General features: G+C 62.0%; 16 protein-coding genes. 7 read left to right on the forward strand and 9 right to left on the reverse strand.

What is annotated here, in order from left to right; genetic code table 11:
- Positions 1-98 precede the first annotated feature (98 nt).
- Positions 99-1,427, reverse strand: coding sequence for a tRNA (N6-isopentenyl adenosine(37)-C2)-methylthiotransferase MiaB (miaB, locus tag J1G35_RS28870; RefSeq protein ID WP_053138071.1), 1,329 nt, complete (start codon positions 1,425-1,427; stop codon positions 99-101).
- 131 nt (positions 1,428-1,558) lie between these two features.
- Here miaB and J1G35_RS28875 point away from each other — a divergent pair, with 131 nt between their 5' ends.
- Positions 1,559-1,885, forward strand: coding sequence for a DUF1820 family protein (locus J1G35_RS28875; RefSeq protein ID WP_003215457.1), 327 nt, complete (start codon positions 1,559-1,561; stop codon positions 1,883-1,885).
- 8 nt (positions 1,886-1,893) lie between these two features.
- Here J1G35_RS28875 and J1G35_RS28880 read toward each other — a convergent pair whose 3' ends face one another.
- From J1G35_RS28880 to J1G35_RS28895, 4 genes are all read right to left on the reverse strand, one after another.
- The gene (locus tag J1G35_RS28880; RefSeq protein WP_053138069.1) at positions 1,894-2,448 is read right to left on the reverse strand and encodes a tetratricopeptide repeat protein; all 555 of its coding nucleotides are present in this window, start codon (positions 2,446-2,448) and stop codon (positions 1,894-1,896) included.
- A 226-nt stretch (positions 2,449-2,674) separates the two neighbouring features.
- Complete coding sequence (hemL, locus tag J1G35_RS28885; RefSeq protein WP_053138067.1) at positions 2,675-3,958, reverse strand: glutamate-1-semialdehyde 2,1-aminomutase; 1,284 nt, start codon at positions 3,956-3,958, stop codon at positions 2,675-2,677.
- Between the two features lie 18 nt (positions 3,959-3,976).
- The gene (gene thiE / locus J1G35_RS28890) at positions 3,977-4,600 is read right to left on the reverse strand and encodes a thiamine phosphate synthase (RefSeq protein ID WP_053138065.1); all 624 of its coding nucleotides are present in this window, start codon (positions 4,598-4,600) and stop codon (positions 3,977-3,979) included.
- 32 nt (positions 4,601-4,632) lie between these two features.
- Positions 4,633-5,430 carry a hydroxymethylpyrimidine/phosphomethylpyrimidine kinase gene (locus J1G35_RS28895; RefSeq protein ID WP_124418525.1) on the reverse strand — a complete coding sequence of 266 codons (798 nt, stop codon included), beginning with the start codon at positions 5,428-5,430 and terminating at the stop codon, positions 4,633-4,635.
- A 275-nt stretch (positions 5,431-5,705) separates the two neighbouring features.
- On the opposite strand from J1G35_RS28895, the gene J1G35_RS28900 reads away from it, so the two are divergent.
- From J1G35_RS28900 to J1G35_RS28915, 4 genes are all read left to right on the forward strand, one after another.
- The gene (locus J1G35_RS28900) at positions 5,706-8,096 is read left to right on the forward strand and encodes a hybrid sensor histidine kinase/response regulator (protein WP_223016685.1); all 2,391 of its coding nucleotides are present in this window, start codon (positions 5,706-5,708) and stop codon (positions 8,094-8,096) included.
- 98 nt (positions 8,097-8,194) lie between these two features.
- Positions 8,195-9,850 (forward strand): acyl-CoA dehydrogenase family protein, encoded by a 1,656-nt coding sequence (locus J1G35_RS28905; protein WP_223016686.1) that lies wholly within the window; start codon positions 8,195-8,197, stop codon positions 9,848-9,850.
- Positions 9,851-10,045: 195 nt separating this feature from the next.
- A complete protein-coding gene (gene amn, locus J1G35_RS28910) occupies positions 10,046-11,518 on the forward strand; it encodes an AMP nucleosidase (protein ID WP_223016687.1) in 1,473 nt (490 codons plus the stop codon).
- Between the two features lie 71 nt (positions 11,519-11,589).
- A complete protein-coding gene (locus J1G35_RS28915; protein WP_262417457.1) occupies positions 11,590-12,225 on the forward strand; it encodes a pseudouridine synthase in 636 nt (211 codons plus the stop codon).
- Here the strand turns inward: J1G35_RS28915 and J1G35_RS28920 are convergent.
- Both J1G35_RS28920 and J1G35_RS28925 read right to left on the reverse strand, forming a co-directional pair.
- Entirely contained in the window at positions 12,220-12,429 is a 210-nt protein-coding gene (locus J1G35_RS28920) for a DUF2788 domain-containing protein (RefSeq protein ID WP_025999909.1), read from the reverse strand. The two genes, J1G35_RS28915 and J1G35_RS28920, sit on opposite strands and share 6 nt — an antisense overlap.
- Positions 12,430-12,597: 168 nt before the next feature.
- Positions 12,598-13,077, reverse strand: coding sequence for an Lrp/AsnC family transcriptional regulator (locus J1G35_RS28925; RefSeq protein WP_003176264.1), 480 nt, complete (start codon positions 13,075-13,077; stop codon positions 12,598-12,600).
- 431 nt (positions 13,078-13,508) lie between these two features.
- Here J1G35_RS28925 and J1G35_RS28930 point away from each other — a divergent pair, with 431 nt between their 5' ends.
- Positions 13,509-14,591: a DUF6515 family protein gene (locus J1G35_RS28930; RefSeq protein WP_053138053.1), complete on the forward strand. Its 1,083-nt coding sequence runs from the start codon at positions 13,509-13,511 to the stop codon at positions 14,589-14,591.
- Here the strand turns inward: J1G35_RS28930 and J1G35_RS28935 are convergent.
- Together J1G35_RS28935 and J1G35_RS28940 are read right to left on the reverse strand one after the other, a co-directional pair.
- Entirely contained in the window at positions 14,588-15,481 is an 894-nt protein-coding gene (locus J1G35_RS28935; RefSeq protein WP_053138051.1) for a cation diffusion facilitator family transporter, read from the reverse strand. The genes J1G35_RS28930 and J1G35_RS28935 overlap by 4 nt on opposite strands.
- Positions 15,482-15,490: 9 nt before the next feature.
- On the reverse strand, positions 15,491-15,910 hold the full coding sequence (locus J1G35_RS28940) for a hypothetical protein (protein WP_053138049.1): 420 nt from the start codon (positions 15,908-15,910) through the stop codon (positions 15,491-15,493).
- A 110-nt stretch (positions 15,911-16,020) separates the two neighbouring features.
- On the opposite strand from J1G35_RS28940, the gene hrpB reads away from it, so the two are divergent.
- Positions 16,021-18,531, forward strand: a complete 2,511-nt coding sequence (hrpB, locus tag J1G35_RS28945; protein ID WP_223016688.1) for an ATP-dependent helicase HrpB — start codon at positions 16,021-16,023, stop codon at positions 18,529-18,531.
- The last annotated feature ends 310 nt before the right edge of the window (positions 18,532-18,841 follow it).

Genomic DNA, 18,841 nt, shown 5'->3' on the forward strand with positions numbered 1-18,841 from the left:
CTTGCTCGCGAAAAACGTCAACGATAACGCGTGCAGCCTGAATATACGCGGTGCCCTCAGGTTTTTCGCGAGCAAGCTCGCTCCTACAGAAACTTGGTTTATTGCACCAGCGAGCCGCGCAACGAGTGCGGTTGCGCCGCATCGATGTGCACATCGGCAAATTGGCCGATCAGGGTTGGATTATCGCAACGGAAGTTGACGATCCGATTGTTCTCGGTGCGGCCCTGCAATTCGCCAGGGTCTTTTTTCGAGTAGTCGGTGACCAGAATGCGCTGGATCGAACCGACCATTTGTCGGCTGATCTCGAAACCCTGCTGGTTAAGGCGATGTTGCAGCGCGTTCAAGCGCTCTTTTTTCAGCGCTTCCGGGGTTTCGTCCAGCAGGTCCGCCGCCGGGGTGCCCGGACGTTGGCTGTAGACGAACGAGTAGGAGAAGTCGAAACCGACGTCTTCGATCAGCTTCATGGTCTGCTGGAAGTCTTTCTCGGTTTCGCCGGGGAAGCCGACGATAAAGTCCGAACTGATGCAAATGCCCGGCACCGCTGCGCGCAGTTTGCGCAGTTTGGATTTGTATTCCAGGGCGGTGTGGTTGCGTTTCATCGCCGACAGGATGCGGTCCGAGCCCGACTGCACCGGCAAGTGCAGGTGCTTGACCAGTTCCGGTACTTCGGCATGGGCCTGGATCAGGCTGTCGGAGAATTCCAGCGGGTGCGAGGTGGTGTAGCGAATGCGTTCGATGCCATCCACCGCAGCGACTACGCGTATCAGCTCCGCCAGGTCAGCCAGGCGCCCGTCGTGGGTCAGGCCGCGATAGCCGTTGACGTTCTGGCCCAGCAGGGTCACCTCGCGCACGCCGTTTTCGGCCAGGTGGATGATTTCTGCGAGCACGTCGTCAAACGGCCGGCTGACTTCTTCACCGCGGGTGTAGGGCACCACACAGAAGGTGCAGTACTTGCTGCAGCCTTCCATCACCGACACGTAGGCGCTCGGCCCGTCGATGCGCGGCTCGGGCAGGTGGTCGAATTTTTCGATTTCCGGGAACGAGACGTCGACCTGGGGCAGTTTGGTGATGCGCGCGGCGTCGATCATTTCCGGCAGGCGGTGCAGGGTCTGTGGGCCGAAGACCACGTCGACATACGGCGCACGGTCGCGGATCGCGGCGCCTTCCTGGCTGGCCACGCAACCGCCGACGGCGATCACCATGTCCGGGTTGGCCAGTTTCAACTCGCGCCAGCGACCCAGCTGCGAGTACACACGGTCCTGGGCCCGCTCGCGGATCGAGCAGGTATTGAGCAGGATCACGTCGGCATCTTCGGCGCGGGCGGTGACTTCCAGGGCCTGGTGTTCACCCAGCAGGTCGACCATGCGCGAGCTGTCGTACTCGTTCATCTGGCAACCGTGGGTTTCGATATAAAGCTTCTTGGCCATGGGAATCGTCAACTGGTGGTAAAGAACCGCGCATTATAGGGGTCATGCCCATCGGTTCCTAGCACTGTGCATCGGGTGCCATGCTATAGTTCGCGCCCTCTTTTATATCCCCCATGTGTTCCTCACCCACCATGACCAAACGTGAAGCTCCAATCTATAAGGTGATTTTCCTCAACCAGGGCCAGGTGTTCGAAATGTACGCCAAGCAGATCTATCAAAGTGATCTGTGGGGCTTCCTGGAAGTGGAAGAGTTCGTCTTTGGCGAGCGTACACAACTGGTCGTCGACCCGGGCGAGGAAAAGCTCAAGGCCCAATTCGAAGGCGTGGTGCGCAGTTTTGTGCCGATGCATTCGATTGTGCGCATCGACGAAGTCGAGCGCCTGGGCACGCCGAAGATCAGCGAAGCCCGGGGCATGAGCAATGTCATGCCGTTTCCGATGCCGATGCCTGAGAAATAGGTTGGGTGTCAGGGCAGGGGTGAGAAGGGCGAACGTCCATCGGCACTCTGCAATTCCTGCAGATAATTGCGGAAAATCTGCCCCAGCACCTGGGTGGCGGTTTCCAGTTCATTGCGCTGCATGTGCTCGGCGACTTCGTCGGCAGTGTCCAGCGCGTCTTCGGCGCCATTGACCGCGGCCATTTTCAGCACGATATACGCTTGGACGTTATTGGCCGGCACGCCTTCGCCTTTGAAGAACATGGTGCCGAGCTGGAATTGCGCCTGCGCGTGGCCCTGCAACGAGGCTTTCTCGAAGTAGCTCAAGGCTTTGTTGAGGTCGCGGGCGGGATTCTTGCTGTCGTGGTAGTACTCGCCCAACTCGTATTGCGCCTGCGCATCCCCGCCGTCGGCCTGTTTCTGGCACGCGCTCAGGGATTCGGCCTGGCTGTCTGGCTGGGTATTGAGGGTGCAGCGACCCATCGCTGGGATTAACAACGAGTTGCCGCCTGCCTGGGCATGTGCCAGCAGCGGCTGAAGGAGCAACAGGCAGCCCAGTACCAGGGTGCGGCCGGTGCGTTTCATGGGAATCGACTTACCTCTGACGGGGCGCGCGGATCCTCTCGGGATCCAATAAGCGCGCATTATGAAATAAGCAGGCCTCTGCTTACAAAGTCTTTACTCGTTTTTCTGCTGCTTGGGCAAGTTATCTGCCGGATTGCAGGTAAATTCTCGGAAAAATAAGGAAATCTCTGTAAGCAAAGTAGCAAATCTGACGCCGACCACCGCGACGTCAGGTTTTTGCACCGGCTTATTTCAGCGCGGCGAAGGCGCGCTCGGCGGCATCAAGGGTCAGTTTCAGCTCGGCGTCGCCATGGGCGATTGAGGTGAAGCCCGCTTCAAAGGCACTCGGCGCCAGGTAGACGCCGCCTTCCAGCATCAAGTGGAAGAAGCGCTTGAACAGGTCGGCATCGCTGCCCATCACATCATCAAAGGTGACGATGTCATCGGCGCCACTGAAGTACAGGCCAAACATGCCGCCCGCTTGTGTGGTCACGAACGGGATACCGGCGGCGTCGGCGCGCTGTTGCAGGCCGTCGAGCAGGCGGGTGGTGTAGTCGGTCAGCTCGGCGTGGAAGCCCGGGCGGCTGATCAGGCGCAGGGTGGTCAGGCCGGCCGCCATGGCCAGCGGGTTACCCGAGAGAGTGCCGGCCTGATACACCGGGCCCAGTGGCGCGATGTGCTGCATGATTTCGCGCTTGCCGCCGAAGCAGCCCACGGGCATGCCGCCACCGATGATCTTGCCGAACGTGCTCAGGTCCGGCGTGACGCCGTAGTGTGCCTGGGCACCGCCGAGGGCAACGCGGAAGCCGGTCATCACTTCGTCGAAAATCAGCACCACGCCGTGCTTGTCGCACTGTTCGCGCAGGCCTTCCAGAAAGCCAGGGGCAGGCGGCACGCAGTTCATGTTGCCGGCCACCGGCTCGACGATGATGCACGCCACGTCCTGGCCGACTTCGCTGAGCATCTGCTCGACGGCGCTGATGTCGTTGAACGGCAGGGTCAGGGTGTGTTTGGCGAACGCTGCCGGTACGCCGGCCGAGCTGGGTACGCCTTGGGTCAGCGCGCCGGAACCGGCCTTGACCAGCAGGCTGTCGGAATGGCCGTGGTAGCAGCCTTCGAACTTGATGATGCTGTCGCGGCCGGTGAAACCACGGGCCAGGCGAATTGCGCTCATGGTGGCTTCGGTGCCGGAGCTGACCATGCGCACCATTTCCATCGACGGCACGATGCTGCAGACCAGGTCGGCCATCTCGGTTTCCATGGCGGTCGGCGCGCCGTAGGACAGGCCGTGTTCCAGCTGCTTGCGCACTGCGTCCAGCACGTCGGGGTGGCTGTGGCCGAGGATCATCGGGCCCCAGGAACCGACGTAGTCCACGTAGCGCTTGTCATCTTCATCGGTGACGTAGGCGCCTTCGGCATGCTTGAAGAACAACGGCGTGCCGCCCACGCTCTTGAACGCACGCACGGGGGAGTTCACACCGCCGGGGATGTGTTTTTGGGCATTGGCAAACAGGGTTTCGGAACGAGACATGCTGAGGGCTCTCTGAATTCAGGATTTGATTAATGCGTTGAAGGCGCGGGCGCGGCGCGTGACTTCCTGGGTGCTGTCGGCACCGAACAGGCCGTGGACCACGGCGAGCAGGTCGGCACCATGGGCCACCAGCGGTGCGGCGTTCTCCAGGGTGATGCCGCCGATCACGCAGATCGGCACATGCAGGCGCTTTCGGGCTTCGGCGAGCATTTCAACGGTGGCGGCCGGAGCGCCCGGCTTGGTGTTGGAATTGAAGAAGCGGCCGAAGGCGACATAACTGGCGCCTTCCTTCGCCGCCTGTTCGGCCAGTTCGATCTGGCTGTGGCAGGTGGCGCCGATGATCGCCTTGGAGCCGAGCAGCGCACGGGCGGGCGTCAGTGGGCCGTCGGTCTGGCCCAGATGCACGCCGACGCCCAGGCGCGCGGCCAATTCAGCGTCGTCGTTGATGATCAGTTGGGTCTTGTAGCGTGAGCACAGCTCGCGCAGCTTTTCGGCTTCGCGCAGGCGCCGGGCTTCGTCGCTGCTTTTGTCGCGGTACTGCAGCAGGGTCACGCCACCGTCCAATGCCGCTTCGACGTAGGCGAGGAACTTGCCGGCCAACAGTTGGCTGTCGGTAATGGCGTAAAGGCCACGTAGTTTCATCGGGCAGGCCTCTTGCTGTTAAGAGCGGAAAGTTACGAGCAGAAATCCAGTGGCAGACGGCGCGGTACGAACTGGCCCTGGCCGAGTTGTTCGGCGTCACGCAGGGTGCGCCAAGTGTAGTTAAGTGCCGACTGCACCGCACTCACCAGCCCTTCGCCTTGGGCGATCCGCCCGGCCAAGGCACTGGCCAGGGTGCAGCCCGAGCCGTGATAGCTGCCGGGCAGGCGCTGGCAGGTAAAGGTCTGGCGCGTGCCATCGCGGCTGTAGAGACGGTTGTGCACTTCGTGCTCGTCGCCATGGCCGCCGGTGATCAACAGGTGCTTGATAAACGGCAGCAGCTTCTCGGCGCATTCGTCCGCCGTGCCCTCGGGCAGTTCGGCCAGGATGCGGGCTTCAGGCAGGTTCGGTGTGGCGATCAGCGACAATGGCAACAACCGCTCGCGCATGGCGTAGCCGACTTCGTCCTTGCCCAGGCTGCCACCGCCGCCGGCGCGCAGCACCGGGTCGCACACCACCGGCAGGTGCGGGTGCGCCTGCAGCAGTTCGACCACGGTGTCGACCATCGCGGTGGAGCCGAGCATGCCCAGCTTGACTGCCGCCACTTCGGAGTCGCCCAGCACGGCATTGGCCTGGGCCAGTACCCACTCACGGTCCAGTACGCGGAAATCGCTGACATTGACGGTGTTCTGCACGGTCAGGGCGGTGACGGCCGGAGCCGCATGGCAGCCTTGGGCGAGCAGGGCTTCGATATCTGCCTGCAAGCCGGCGCCACCACTGGGATCATGGCCGGAGAGACAGAGGACAACAGGGCGAGAGCTGTAGATATTCATGGTGCGCGAGCTTACCACCAAACGCTTTTGGCGTGGCCGTCGGGCGATGGTTGAATTTTGTCCAAAGAGTGACGCTTTTTTGGCGCTTTGCTTCTCACGAAAACAGGCTGTAAGCCTTGTTCTAGAGCCCTCAGGAAAATTATTTCAATGGTGTCCAATGGCCTTTAGCGGCTATGCTAAAGTGGATCCAAACAACTGACTGTACCGTCGGTGTACGTCTTCTCAAAAGGAAATGGGGGCTTTTGACATAACCGGACAGGCCACGCTGGGGCTCTATGCGCTATTTGCTGATTTTATTGTTGTGCGGGCTGCCGATGCTCGCCAGCGCCATCGAGTTCAACCAGAACACTCGAAGCCTGCCGCTGGGCCGAGCCATGCAAGTGCTCGAAGACCCGACCGATGCCCTCACCATCGCTGAAGTAAGCTCCCCCGCCTACGCTGCGCAATTCAAGCGCCATGACAAAGCCACTCTCAATGCCGGCTATTCGCGCTCGGTGTTCTGGCTCAAGGTCGACCTGCATTACATGGCCAAAGACCCGCGCGCGCCCCGCACCTGGTTCCTGGAGTTGGCTTACCCACCGCTGAATCATCTGGACCTGTACCAGAACGATGGCACCGGCAACTATCGGCTGGCCACCCGCACCGGCAGTGCGCTGCCTTTTTCCAGCCGTGAAGTCACCCAGAGCAATTACCTGTTCAAGCTCAATTTTGTGCCCGATCAGCAGCAAACGCTCTACCTGCGCCTGCAAAGTGAAGGCTCCATCCAGGCGCCGTTGACGCTCTGGGCCGGCACCGCTTACCTGGAGCAACAACCGCTGCGCCTGTCTGTGCTGGGGGTGATCTATGGCGTATTGCTGGGGATGCTGGTCTACAACCTGTTTATCTACCTGAGCGTGCGCGACACCAGCTACTTGTATTACATCCTCTATATCGCCTCCTTTGGCCTGTACCAACTGTCGGTCAATGGTGTGGCGGTGCAGTACTTCTGGCCGAACAACCCGTGGTGGGCGAATGCGGCGGTGCCGTTGCTGATCGGTTCCGCGGCGCTGTTCGGCAGCCTGTTTGCCCGTAGCTTCCTGCATACCGCGCAGCACAGCCGCTGGATAAACCGGCTCTTGCTGACGCTGGCGGCGTGTGGTGGCGTAGTGATGGCGCTGGCGCTGCTGACCAGCTACGCCCTTGCCTTGCGCCTGGCGACCGGTTTGGCGCTGGTATTCACCGTGACCATCTTCGTCGCCGCCATCAAGGCCTGGTACTGCGGCCAGCGGGTGGCGCGGTATTTCATCATCGCCTGGTCTGCGTTCCTGCTGGGCGGGGTGGTGAACACGTTGATGGTGCTGGGCTACTTGCCCAATGTGTTCCTCACCATGTACGCCAGCCAGATCGGCTCGGCGATTGAAGTGGCACTGTTATCCCTGGCCCTGGCCGACCGCATCAATGCCATGCGTGAGCAGCAGGCGCAGATCCTGTTCGACGCCAGCCAGAAGCTCGAAGTGCTCAACCAGCAACTGGCCCGCAGTAACCGTCTCAAAGATGAATTCCTCGCAACGCTGACCCATGAACTGCGCACGCCCATGAATGGTGTGATCGGCTCCCTTGAGCTGATGCAAACAGTGCCGCTGGACGACGACCTGGCGCAGTACCAGCAAACTGCCGCCGGTTCGGCACGGGACATGATGCGCATGGTCAACGGCATCCTCACCCTCACCGAACTGCAGGCCGGACGCCTGAGTGCCCAGCCTCGGGTGTTCAGCCTGCGCGGCGTGCTCGACACGTTGCGCCAGCAATTCAATACCAGCGCCCAATGCAAAGGCCTGGCGTTTTCCATCGATGTGGCCGCTGATCTGCCGGACCGCGTGGTGGGCGACGCCGACAAGCTGGTGCAGTGCCTGGATTGCTTGCTGGACAACGCTTTCAAGTTCACCCACGAAGGCTCCGTGCGCCTGCGGGTGGTGGGTGTGCCTCACAGTGACGGCGGCGTGCGCCTGAGCTTTATTGTGACCGACACCGGTATTGGTTTCGCCTTCCTCGACGAGGCGACCTTGTACCAGCGCTTTTTCCAGCTCGATGGCTCCATGACCCGCGAATACGGCGGCCTGGGTATTGGCCTGGCTATCTGCCGGCAATTGATCGAACTGTTGGGCGGGCGCCTTACCCATCATTCCGAGCCGCGCAAGGGCAGCCGCTTTCAGTTGGACGTGAAAGTCAGCCCGGTGCCGCCTGAGGCAAAGCCGGCGCACGATCGGCAGCGTGCGCCCCAGGACTGCGCGGTGTTGTTGGTGGATGACAACAGCGTCGGCCAGTTGGTGGTGCGCGGCATGTTGCTCAAGCTGGGTTACCGGGTGAAAACCGTGGACAGCGGCCCGGCGGCGTTGGCGGCCGTGCAGGGGCAACACTTCGACGCCGTCTTGTTGGATATACCTGAAGGCGGTTTCTCGTTGTGCTGTCAGATTCGTGCCCTGCCAGGCTGCGGTGAACTGCCGGTGATCGCCTTGAGTACGTCGCTGAATACGTCTGAACGCGAGCACTGCCATGGCATCGGCGTTTCCGATCGCCTCGCCAAGCCTGTGCGTTTCGAGGCGTTGCAGGCGGTGTTGGAACGTCGGGTGTTGTGCCCGCAAGAGGGTGAAAGCGCCGGGCATTCGGCGGGTATGCCACTGTTTTAAGCGCCATGTCAGTGCTTAACTGAAAAAACCGGCCTTAATCGATCTGCGCTTTTATGGGTAGTTGGCATTCGATAGGGCCTTTTTCCAGGAGGCCCTTCATGAACCTGCACGCGTTCGCCGAAACCCACGACGTCACCAACCAGCCGCCCTCCTTGGACGGCACCAACCTGTACCGCATCGACGTGTCGCTGCAAGACTGGTCACGGCGCTTTGGCGCCGGCTGGGCGCAAGCGCGCATCGATGCATACGGGGCGTTGGCCGGCGGGCCGCTGATGGAGGCCGGGTTCCTGGCCAACCAGAACAAACCGGTGTTCAGCAGCCATGACCGGTATGGGCATCGCATCGATCTGGTGGAGTTTCACCCGGCCTACCATGAGTTGATGCGCACTGCCGTCGAACATGGCCTGCCCTCGCTCCCCTGGGCCCATCCGCAACCCGGTGCCCATGTGGCCCGGGCCGCCATGACGTATCTGCATAGCCAGGCCGAAGCCGGCACCGGCTGCCCGCTGACCATGACCTTCGCTTGCGTCCCGGCCCTGCGCTTGCAGCCCGACCTGGCGAAGACCTGGTTACCGAAAATCCTCAGCACCCAATACGACCCGCGCAATCTCGGCATTGCCCACAAGACAGGCGCAACCATCGGCATGGCGATGACCGAGAAACAGGGCGGCACCGACGTGCGTGCCAACACCACTAGCGCCTATCCCGTGGGGGCTGGTGGGCCGGGGCAAGCCTATGAGCTGGTGGGCCACAAGTGGTTCTGCTCCGCACCGATGTGCGATGCCTTTCTGACCCTGGCCCAGACCGACAAGGGCCTGACCTGTTTCCTGCTGCCCCGGCACCGTCCGGATGACACGCGCAACGAGTTCTATATCCAGCGTCTGAAAAACAAACTCGGCAATTGCTCAAACGCCTCCAGTGAAGTGGAGTTTCGCGGTGCCCTGGCGTGGATGATCGGCGAAGAGGGCCGTGGTGTGCCGACCATCATTGAGATGGTCGCCATGACCCGTTTCGACTGCATGGTGGGTTCCAGCGCCTTGATGCGCCAGGCGCTGACCCAGGCCAGCCATCATTGCGCCCATCGCCTGGTCGGTGGCCGTGTACTCAGTGAACAACCGCTGATGCAAAACGTGCTCGCCGACCTGGCCCTGGAGAGTGAAGCCTCGCTGGCGCTGAGCATGCGCATGGGGCGCGCCCTGGATCATCTGGACGATGAGCGGGAGGCCAAGTTCGCTCGGCTGGTGACGGCGGTGGGCAAGTATTGGATCTGCAAACGCGCCCCGGCAATGATCAACGAAGCCGCCGAATGCATGGGCGGCGCGGGTTACGTAGAGGACAGCATCCTGCCGCGCTTGTACCGTGAGGCACCGGTGAATTCGACGTGGGAAGGTTCCGGCAATGTGCAATGCCTGGATGTGCTGCGCGCACTGTCCAAAGAGCCCGGCGTGCTGGAGGCGCTGTTTGTCGAACTCGGTGACGGGCATGGCGATAAGCAGCTGGCACGGCATATCGAACACCTGAAGTCGGCGTTCATGGACACCCAGGACATCCAGTACCGCGCGCGGCAGTTGACCGAGGACATCGCCGTGGCGCTACAGGCCAAGTTGTTGCTGGAGGCCGGTCATGGGGCGGTCAGCGATGGTTTTATCGTAAGCCGCTTGGGGCAGTCGTCCGGCCGGGCGTATGGCACCTTGCCGCGAGGCATTGATGTCGAAGCCATCGTGGCCCGCTCAAGCCCCAATGTCTCTGAATAAACACGGTCCAAATGTGGGAGGGGGCTTGCTCCCGATGGCTGAGTGTCAGTCAGCCTATCTGTAAACTGACCCACCGCTATCGGGAGCAAGCCCCCTCCCACAGGGATTGCAGCCATCTTGAGAGGGCACTCCAATTCAAGGTTTGCGTCTGACAGGGATACAGGCAAGATAAAGGCCTGCAAGTCAGAACACAGGATGCTTACCGTGACCGAAGCTTTTGTTGTCGTTCAAACCGCCGAAGAGGCCGTGGATCGGCTGGCGGCCCTGCATGAGCGGGCTACCGGCGCGCTCAACCAGGCCCTCAAGCAATACCTCAAGGACCGCGTCGAACCCGACGCCGAACAACGCGCGCTGTTCCGCTACCCGGAACTGCGCCTGACTTACCACTGCCACGGCGAAGTCCCACAGACGACCCGGGCGTATGCCAAGGTCCAGCTACCGGGGACCTACAGCGTTACCGTTACTCATCCGGCGGCGTTCCGTAAGTATTTGCTGGAACAACTGGTGCCGCTGATGCACGACTTTACCGTGACGGTGGAAGTGGGCGTCAGCCAGCAAAACATTCCCTACCCTTACGTAGTGGAGCAGGGCGACGAACTGGCCGGCTCCGGAGTGACCGCCGCGACCTTGGCGCGCGTGTTCCCCAGCACCGACCTGTCGGCCGCCACCGATGGCATCGCCGATGGCCTGTACGACTGGGAAAACACCGACCCGCTGCCCCTGGCGCTGTTCGATGCGGCGCGCGTGGACTTTTCCCTGCGCCGGCTGGTGCATTACACCGGCAGCGACTGGCGCCATGTGCAACCGTGGATTTTGCTGACCAACTACCACCGCTATGTCGACCAGTTCATCGTGCATGGCCTGGAACAACTGCGCAGCGATCCGCGTTTTATCCGCATGGTGCTGCCGGGCAATGTGATCATCGACAAGAGCATGGACCACGGCGAAGCCTCGGCGATTGCCGCGGGCGTGGTATGGCACCGCTACCAGATGCCGGCCTATCACCTGCAGGCCACCGATGGCCACGGCGTGACCCTGGTAAACATCGGCGTCGGCCCGTCCAACGCCAAGAACATCACCGACCACCTGGCGGTGCTGCGTCCACACTGCTGGCTGATGATTGGCCACTGTGGCGGCCTGCGCCAATCCCAGACCATCGGCGACTATGTACTGGCCCACGCTTATATGCGCCGCGACGGAATTCTCGACCGGGTAGTGCCGCCGAACATCCCCATCCCAGCCTTGGCCGAAGTGCAGATGGCCTTGCAGCAGGCGGCGGCGAATGTCACCGGTGAGAAAGGCGAAGAGCTGAAAAAACGCCTGCGCACCGGTACGGTATTGACCTACGACGACCGCAACTGGGAACTGCGCTGGGCCCAGGAACGGCCGTTGATCAACCTGTCCCGCGCCGTGGCCGTGGACATGGAAAGCGGCACCATCGCCGCCCAGGGCTACCGCTTGCGCGTACCCTACGGCACGTTGTTGTGTGTGTCGGACAAGCCGCTGCACAGCGAGATCAAGCTGCCGGGTTCGGCCAACGCGTTCTACGAACGTGCGGTCAGCCAGCACTTGAAGATCGGCATCGAGGCGGTGGACCTGTTGCGCACCGAACTCAACTCGCTGCACTCGCGCAAACTGCGCAGCTTCGACGAGCCTCCGTTCCGCTAAGCGGTTGGGATGGTCATTTAACGGTCAGGCCACTAGCATTGTCGGTCCTGACCGTTAGATGTTCCTTTGCCATGTCCCGTCCCACCCGTCCCGATTCGCGCCGCCCTGGCGTGAAACCTCCGTATTCTGCTGCGCGCCGTGTTGCCAAGGCGCCGCCGGCCGAGCCGAAGTTGATCCTGTTCAATAAACCCTTCGATGTGCTGACACAGTTCAGCGACGAAGGCGGGCGCCCGACGCTCAAGGATTTTATCGACATCCCCGGTATTTACCCGGCAGGCCGCCTGGACCGTGACAGCGAAGGCCTGTTGCTGCTGACCAACGATGGCCAGTTGCAGGCGCGTATTGCCGATCCCAAGCACAAGTTGGCGAAAACCTACTGGGTGCAGGTGGAGGGCGAACCCACCGAAGAACTGCTGCAACGCCTGCGCGAGGGGGTAGAGCTCAACGATGGCAAAACCTTGCCTGCCGAGGCCCGGCGTTTGGATGAACCCGAGTTGTGGCCGCGCAACCCGCCGGTGCGTTTTCGCAAAAACCTACCGACTTACTGGCTTGAGCTGGTGATTCGAGAGGGGCGTAACCGCCAAGTGCGACGCATGACCGCCGCCGTGGGCCTGCCGACCTTGCGTCTGGTGCGGGTGCGTATTGGCGATTGGACAATCGACGGCCTGGACCAAGGCCAATGGAAGGAAGTACCCGCGCGTTTATAAAGCGCCGGACTCGATCAGGCCAATCACCACGCTCTTGATGATGAACGCGGCCACGCCCAGGCCCAGCACGAAAAACAGGATGAACGAACCAAAGCGCCCGGCCTTGGATTTCTTCGCCAGGTCCCAGACGATGAAGCCCATGAAAATGATCAGGATGGTGACCAGGCCGGTCATCATCCACTCTTCGAACAGGGCGGGGTCGATGTTGTTCATGGGCTCTTCCAACGGGGCAGGCGGCAAGTATACGGCAGTGCCACAGGCGCAACATTGACCTGCGTCGGTGCGTCGCACGCAGATTTCACTGATGAAACACAGGTCAGATGTGGGAGGGAGCAAGCCCCCTCCCACATCTGATATTCATTGTTCACGAGATCAGGTACGCAGGTGGGTCAGCGGCAATTCGGTGCTGTTGAGCACCTGGTTCAGCACAAAGCTTGACCGCACGCTGGTCACGCCTTCGATTCGAGTGAGGTGGCCCAGCAGCAGTTTCTGATAGTGGTCCATGTCCGGCACCACCACTTTCAACTGATAGTCAGCATCCATCCCCGTCACCAAGCTGCATTCCAGCACCTGGGGCAGGGTGCGGATGGCCGCTTCGAAGTTCTCGAAACGTTCGGGTGTGTGGCGGTCCATGCCGATCAGCACATAGGCCGTGAGGCTCAGGCCGAGCATCTTGCGGTCGAGCAGGGCGACCTGGCGTGAGATGTAACCGTCGTCCTCCAACTGCTTGACCCGGCGTGAGCAGGGCGAAGGCGACAGGCCGATACGCTCGGCCAACTCCTGGTTGGAGATCCTCGCGTCGCGCTGCAATTCCGCCAAAATACTCAGGTCGTATCGGTCAAGCTTGCTCATTGGGTTGGCCTTTGTCGTAACTATTGCGGTGAATTATCCATGAAGGGTTAAAAATTGCGCAAGCACTGTTTATTGACGCAATCTTCGCAATCATCTGTCGGGCGCTGGCGGGTATCGTTATCAACAGAATCACCGCCTGGACAACAGTCCACAGCAGCTCGCCCAATCAGGCGTGCTGCGGCCGCCACCCCAGCAGGGTTGAGCCGGCCTCCAGGCTGCACACTGTCCACAAGACGGCGTGAGGTGAGCCAACGTCAAAAGCGTTGAGCATGGACGAAGTTCTCAAGGGGTGGCCGACGGGTCACCCCTTTTCTTTTGCCTTAAGAAAATTGTTCTCGTGACTGATAACCTGTCTCAGAACCGGGCGAGGCTTTTCCAGTCTCATCTATGAGGCCGGACCTTCTAGGCCCTTATCCGCAGTGAGGAATAGCATGAAGCGCATCTGGCGTATGGCAGGTGTAGGTTTGCTGATGGTCACCGTCGGCACGCAAGTGATGGCCGAAGACCCACGCCCTGAAGGGGGCGGCCAGCATGAAAGAGGGCCGGAGGGCGGTCGGCAAGGTCAAGGTAACGAACAACCGCGCCCGCAAAATAACCAGCCGCGCCCGCAGCCGCAGAACAATCAACCACGGCCGGAAAACCCTCAGCCGCGTCCACAGAACCCGCATGTTGATCGTGCCGAGCCGCAACAGCAGCACGGCGGCGGGCAGTGGCAAGGTCGCCCGCAAGGTGCCGAACAGCCTCGCCCAGCACCGCAGCCTGCGAATAACCTGCCGATCCAGAGTCGCCCCGATACCGTGCGCCAGACCCAGGAGCCGCGTCAGGGTTACTACCGTGACATCCCGCGTCGTAACGACGGCAACCAGCATTGGGAGGCCGGCGGCCCAGGTTCGCGTCCGGGCAACAACGGCGGGGGCTTTAACAACGGCCATCCAAACGATAACCGCTGGCCGGGCCGCCCCGATGGGCATGGCAACGGCTGGGGCCCTGGTCCGCAATATCGTCCCGGTTACACCGTCGACCGCTTCCCCGACCGCAATTACCGCGTGCCTTACCGTGGCCAGGATTACTTCTTCTCCGGTGGCTACTGGTACCGTCCTCAAGGTCCGCGCTATGTGGTCGTGGCGCCGCCGTATGGCATCCGCGTGCATTACTTGCCGGACTACGCGCGCGAAGTGTGGGTAGGTGGCTCGCTGTTGTTCCTGGCCGCCGGCGCCTACTACGCGTACGAACAAAGCACCCAGCAATACGTGGTGGTGCAACCGCCGACGCAAGTACCGGCGCCGCAGCCCGCACCGCAAGGCAATGGCTATGACGTGGTGGCCTATCCCGCCAACGGTCAGTCACCGGCCCAGGTGCAGCAGGACGGCTATGACTGTTATCGCTGGGCGGTGCAGCAAAGTGGCTTCGACCCGCAGGCGGTCACCTACGCCCCTGACCCGGCGGTGGTGCAAACCTACCGCCAGGCCCAGGGCAACTGCCTGAGCAGTCGCGGGTATCAGGTGCAGTACTAGGCCTTGGCGCCCGTGACCACTTCTCGCGGGTCGGCGTGCACCAGCACTTCGGCGCGCGGGTAGGCTGCGTGAATGGCATCGGCGGCCTGGTCGCTGATGCCGTGGGCCACTGACAGCGTCAACTCCCCCGGCAACTCCAGGTGCAACTGCACAAACCAGTGGTTGCCGGAGATGCGCGTGCGCAAGTCATGGGCACCCAGCACCCCGGGTATGCCTCGGGCCAGTTCCAGCATGTGCTGGCTGACGTCCGGCGGCAGTTCCTCGTCCATCAACACCGCAAAGCTTTCCTTGGCGATCTGGATCGCGCTCCACAAAATGTAGGCAGCGATGCCCAGGCCGAACCAGGCGTCGAACTGATGAAAGCCCATGCCCGCCAGCACCAACGCCACCAGGATGCTGCCGTTGAGCAGCAAGTCCGAGCGATAGTGCAACGAGTCCGCCCGCACGGCATTCGAGCCGGTTTCGCGCACAACCCGGTGTTGCAGCATCAGCAGTGCCACGGTCAGCGCCAGGGAAAATACGATCACCCCAATGCTCAGCCACGGCGCGCCGACCGGCTCCGGATGCTGCAAACGCTCGTACGCCTGCAAGGCGATCAACACCGCACTGCCGCCAATAAACAACGCCTGGGCCATGCCCGCCAGCGACTCTGCCTTGCCATGGCCATAACGATGATCGTCATCGGCCGGGCGCAGGGCGTAATGCACCGCCAGCAGGTTCAGCAGCGAGGTCACGCCATCGAGCAGTGAGTCGGTCAACCCGGCGAGCATGCTCACCGAGCCGCTGAGCCACCAGGCGATGGCCTTTGTAACGATCAGCGCACAGGCCACACCCACCGAGGCGCGGGTGGCCAGGCGTAACAGCCGGGCGTGTTCGGGACTGCTGGTCATAAACGTTCCTTAGCCGGCGGGTTGCAGGCCCAGGGAAGCAAGTTGTTGCACGCTGCCCTTGAACTGGATCATGCGTGGGTCGTCCAGCGGCAGGGTGCGGCCGGTTTCCTTCTGGATGATGCTTTGCAGCTTGGCATTGTCGACCTTGCCGTCGGCGCCGATGGCTTCGTGCAGTTTTTCCGGGTCGACCTGGGCGGTCTTGCCGGGTTCGAAATAGATCGCGCCCGTGGCGAAGTCAACGCCGAACGCGATCAGGCCAGGGATCACGTAGAACAACAGGCCTACGGCATCGAGCACGGCAATGGTCGGGTCGATCTTGCCGTCGATCTGGCCACGGCGGTCCGGGTAGAAAATCGAACCGCAGGCCGTCAGCTGGCTCAGCAGGGTGACGGCGAGGACACCGCCGATGACACGGGAAGCGATACGCATGGAGACTCTCCTGAACACGGTTGATAGGGGACTATATAGCACTGCCATTGAGACCAGCGTCGGCATCCGGCAGTTCGCCGTTATACTCGCCGCTCTGCTTTGGAGCCAGTATGAATTCGTTGCCGATCGATGATGTTTTACCTGCCCTGCGTGACGCCTTGGCGAATCGCCATGAAGCCGTGCTGGAAGCGCCGCCCGGCGCCGGTAAAACCACCCGCGTGCCCTTGGCCTTGTTGAATGAGCCATGGTTGGCCGGGCAGACCATCCTGATGCTCGAACCCCGGCGCCTGGCCGCCCGCGCCGCTGCCGAACGTCTGGCCAGCGAACTGGGCGAAAAGGTTGGTGAAACCGTCGGCTATCGCATCCGCCTCGACAGCAAAGTCGGCCCCCACACGCGTATCGAAGTGGTCACCGAAGGCATCCTCACCCGCCGCCTGCAGGACGACCCGGCACTGGACGGTGTGGGCCTGCTGATCTTCGATGAATTCCACGAGCGCAGTCTCGACGCCGACCTGGCACTGGCCCTGAGCCTGAACGGCCGCGATTTGTTTCGCGACGAGCAACCGCTGAAAATCCTGCTGATGTCCGCCACCCTCGAAGGCGAGCGCCTGGCCAGCCTGCTGGACGACGCGCCGATCCTGCGCAGCGAAGGGCGCATGTTCCCGGTGCAGATGCGCTGGGGGCGGCCATCCCAGCCCGGCGAATTCATCGAGCCGCGCGTGGTGCAAACCATTCTCGAAGCCCTGCACGATGAAACCGGCAGCGTGCTGGTGTTCCTGCCGGGCCAGGCGGAAATTCGCCGGGTCAATCAGCAATTGGCCGACGTCCTGGGCGATCGCAGTGATGTGTTGCTGTGCCCGCTGCATGGCGAACTGGACCTCAACGCCCAGCGCGCGGCCATCGATCCGGCACCGGCTGGTAAACGCAAAGTGGTGCTCGCCACCAACATCGCCGAGACCAGCCTGACCATCAACGGTGTGCGCGTGGTGATCGATGCCGGGTTGGCGCGGGTGCCGCGCTTCGACCCCGGCAGCGGCATGACCCGCCTCGACACCCAACGCATCTCCCGCGCCAGCGCCACCCAGCGCGCGGGCCGGGCAGGGCGATTGGAGCCGGGGGTGTGTTATCGGTTGTGGTCCGAAGACCAGCATGAAGGGCTGGCCGCGTACGGCAGTGCGGAAATCCTCGCGGCCGACCTGGCCGGTTTGGCCTTGCAACTGGCGCGCTGGGGCGTCACGCCCGCGCAGCTCGTGTGGCTCGACGTGCCACCGACCGCCGCGTATGCCCAGGCCCAGGACTTGCTGGGGCGCCTCGGGGCGTTGAATGAAGAAAAGCTCACGGCTCATGGCCAGAAGATGGCCGAGTTGCCGGCCCATCCACGCATCGCCCATTTACTGCTGCGCGGCCAGGACCTGGGGCTTGCAGCCACCGCCTGTGATGTCGCTGCACTGTTGGGCGAGCGCGATATTTTGCGCGGTGGTGGCGCGGATCTGCACAGCCGCCTGGCGCTGATGTCCGGCGAGGAGCGTGCGCGCGGTACTCAAGGTGGCGTGCAGCGCGCCAAGCAACTGGCCCGGCAATACCGTGGCTATTTAAGAGGCAAGGCAACTCAGCCGGTGGGCGACCCCGACCACCCGCGCTGGCTCGGTGCGTTGCTGGCGCTGGCCTACCCGGACCGTGTCGCCCAGCAACGTCGCCCCGGTGGTGCCGAATACCGTTTGGCCAACGGCCGCGCCGCGCTGTTCGCCGAGGCCGACAGCCTGATGAAACAAGCCTGGCTGGTGATCGCCGACCTCGGCAGCCGCCAGGGGCAGCGCGAAGAGCGCATCTACCTCGCGGCAGATTTTGACCCGACGTTGTTCGACACGGTCCTCGCCGAGCAAGTGCGCAACGTCGATCAACTGGACTGGGACGAGCGTGAAGGCGTGCTGCGCGCCGAGCGTCAGCGCAAAGTCGGCGAGTTGGTGCTCAGCCGCGAACCGTTGACGGGTCTCGATGAATCCGCGCGCAGCCAGGCGCTGGTCAACCTGGTGCGGCGCAAAGGCCTGGAGCTATTACCCTGGACCCCGGAACTGCGCCAATGGCAATCCCGCGTGATGCTGCTGCGCCAATTGGACGTCGGCAAAACCAGCGAATGGCCCGACGTCAGCGACAGCGCCTTGCTCGCCGGCCTGGAGCATTGGCTGATGCCCTACTTGGGCAAAGTCTCGCGCCTGAGCCATTTCGCCAACCTGGATATTTCCAGCTACCTGCACAACCTGTTGCCGTGGCCGCTGCCCCAGCGCCTGGACGAACTGGCGCCGCAGCATGTGAAAGTGCCGTCTGGCTCATCGGTGCGTTTGGACTACAGCGAACAACCGCCGATCCTGGCGGTGCGTTTGCAGGAATTGTTCGGGCTGGCCGACACCCCGCGTATTGCCGGCGGGCGCCAAGTGGTGAAGTTGCACCTGCTGTCGCCGGCGCGACGGCCGGTGCAGGTGACGCAGGACCTGGCGAACTTCTGGCGCAGTACCTATGCCGAAGTGAAGAAGGATCTGAAGGGCAGGTATCCCAAGCATTACTGGCCGGATGATCCGCTGATAGCCGAGCCGACCGCGCGGATCAAACCCCGAAAGTCGTAACGCTAAGGATCCAAATGTGGGAGGGGCGGTGCGACGATTCGACTTGCCCCCGATGACAGTCTGCCAGGCGAAACGTATTTAACGGGTTTATTGCGATTTAAGTGTGGGAGCGGGCTTGCTCGCGAAAGCGGTGGTTCAGTCAACGATGTACTCACTGACACACCGCATTCGCGAGCAAGCCTGCTCTTATCAAAACTTAAAATAACTGACGGATTTTAAAAGGTTAAAATTTCACCCTAAGTCTTGAGTCTTGAATAAACAATTTCAGGCGAGCGTATTCCTGTGGCGAGCGGGCTTGTCCCGCGTTGGG

Source organism: Pseudomonas sp. SH10-3B (genome assembly GCF_019891415.1).
Lineage (GTDB): Bacteria > Pseudomonadota > Gammaproteobacteria > Pseudomonadales > Pseudomonadaceae > Aquipseudomonas.

What these genes read in the sequence shown, in the direction of transcription:
- J1G35_RS28935 (WP_053138051.1), bottom strand. Translation starts at nt 15,481, where the DNA reads ATGACCAGCAGTCCCGAACACGCCCGGCTGTTACGCCTGGCCACCCGC.
- J1G35_RS28875 (WP_003215457.1), top strand. Translation starts at nt 1,559, where the DNA reads ATGACCAAACGTGAAGCTCCAATCTATAAGGTGATTTTCCTCAACCAG.
- J1G35_RS28900 (WP_223016685.1), top strand. Translation starts at nt 5,706, where the DNA reads ATGCGCTATTTGCTGATTTTATTGTTGTGCGGGCTGCCGATGCTCGCC.
- J1G35_RS28930 (WP_053138053.1), top strand. Translation starts at nt 13,509, where the DNA reads ATGAAGCGCATCTGGCGTATGGCAGGTGTAGGTTTGCTGATGGTCACC.
- J1G35_RS28905 (WP_223016686.1), top strand. Translation starts at nt 8,195, where the DNA reads ATGAACCTGCACGCGTTCGCCGAAACCCACGACGTCACCAACCAGCCG.
- J1G35_RS28940 (WP_053138049.1), bottom strand. Translation starts at nt 15,910, where the DNA reads ATGCGTATCGCTTCCCGTGTCATCGGCGGTGTCCTCGCCGTCACCCTG.
- hrpB (WP_223016688.1), top strand. Translation starts at nt 16,021, where the DNA reads ATGAATTCGTTGCCGATCGATGATGTTTTACCTGCCCTGCGTGACGCC.
- J1G35_RS28880 (WP_053138069.1), bottom strand. Translation starts at nt 2,448, where the DNA reads ATGAAACGCACCGGCCGCACCCTGGTACTGGGCTGCCTGTTGCTCCTT.
- J1G35_RS28925 (WP_003176264.1), bottom strand. Translation starts at nt 13,077, where the DNA reads ATGAGCAAGCTTGACCGATACGACCTGAGTATTTTGGCGGAATTGCAG.
- hemL (WP_053138067.1), bottom strand. Translation starts at nt 3,958, where the DNA reads ATGTCTCGTTCCGAAACCCTGTTTGCCAATGCCCAAAAACACATCCCC.
- miaB (WP_053138071.1), bottom strand. Translation starts at nt 1,427, where the DNA reads ATGGCCAAGAAGCTTTATATCGAAACCCACGGTTGCCAGATGAACGAG.
- thiE (WP_053138065.1), bottom strand. Translation starts at nt 4,600, where the DNA reads ATGAAACTACGTGGCCTTTACGCCATTACCGACAGCCAACTGTTGGCC.
- amn (WP_223016687.1), top strand. Translation starts at nt 10,046, where the DNA reads ATGCTTACCGTGACCGAAGCTTTTGTTGTCGTTCAAACCGCCGAAGAG.
- J1G35_RS28915 (WP_262417457.1), top strand. Translation starts at nt 11,590, where the DNA reads ATGTCCCGTCCCACCCGTCCCGATTCGCGCCGCCCTGGCGTGAAACCT.
- J1G35_RS28895 (WP_124418525.1), bottom strand. Translation starts at nt 5,430, where the DNA reads ATGAATATCTACAGCTCTCGCCCTGTTGTCCTCTGTCTCTCCGGCCAT.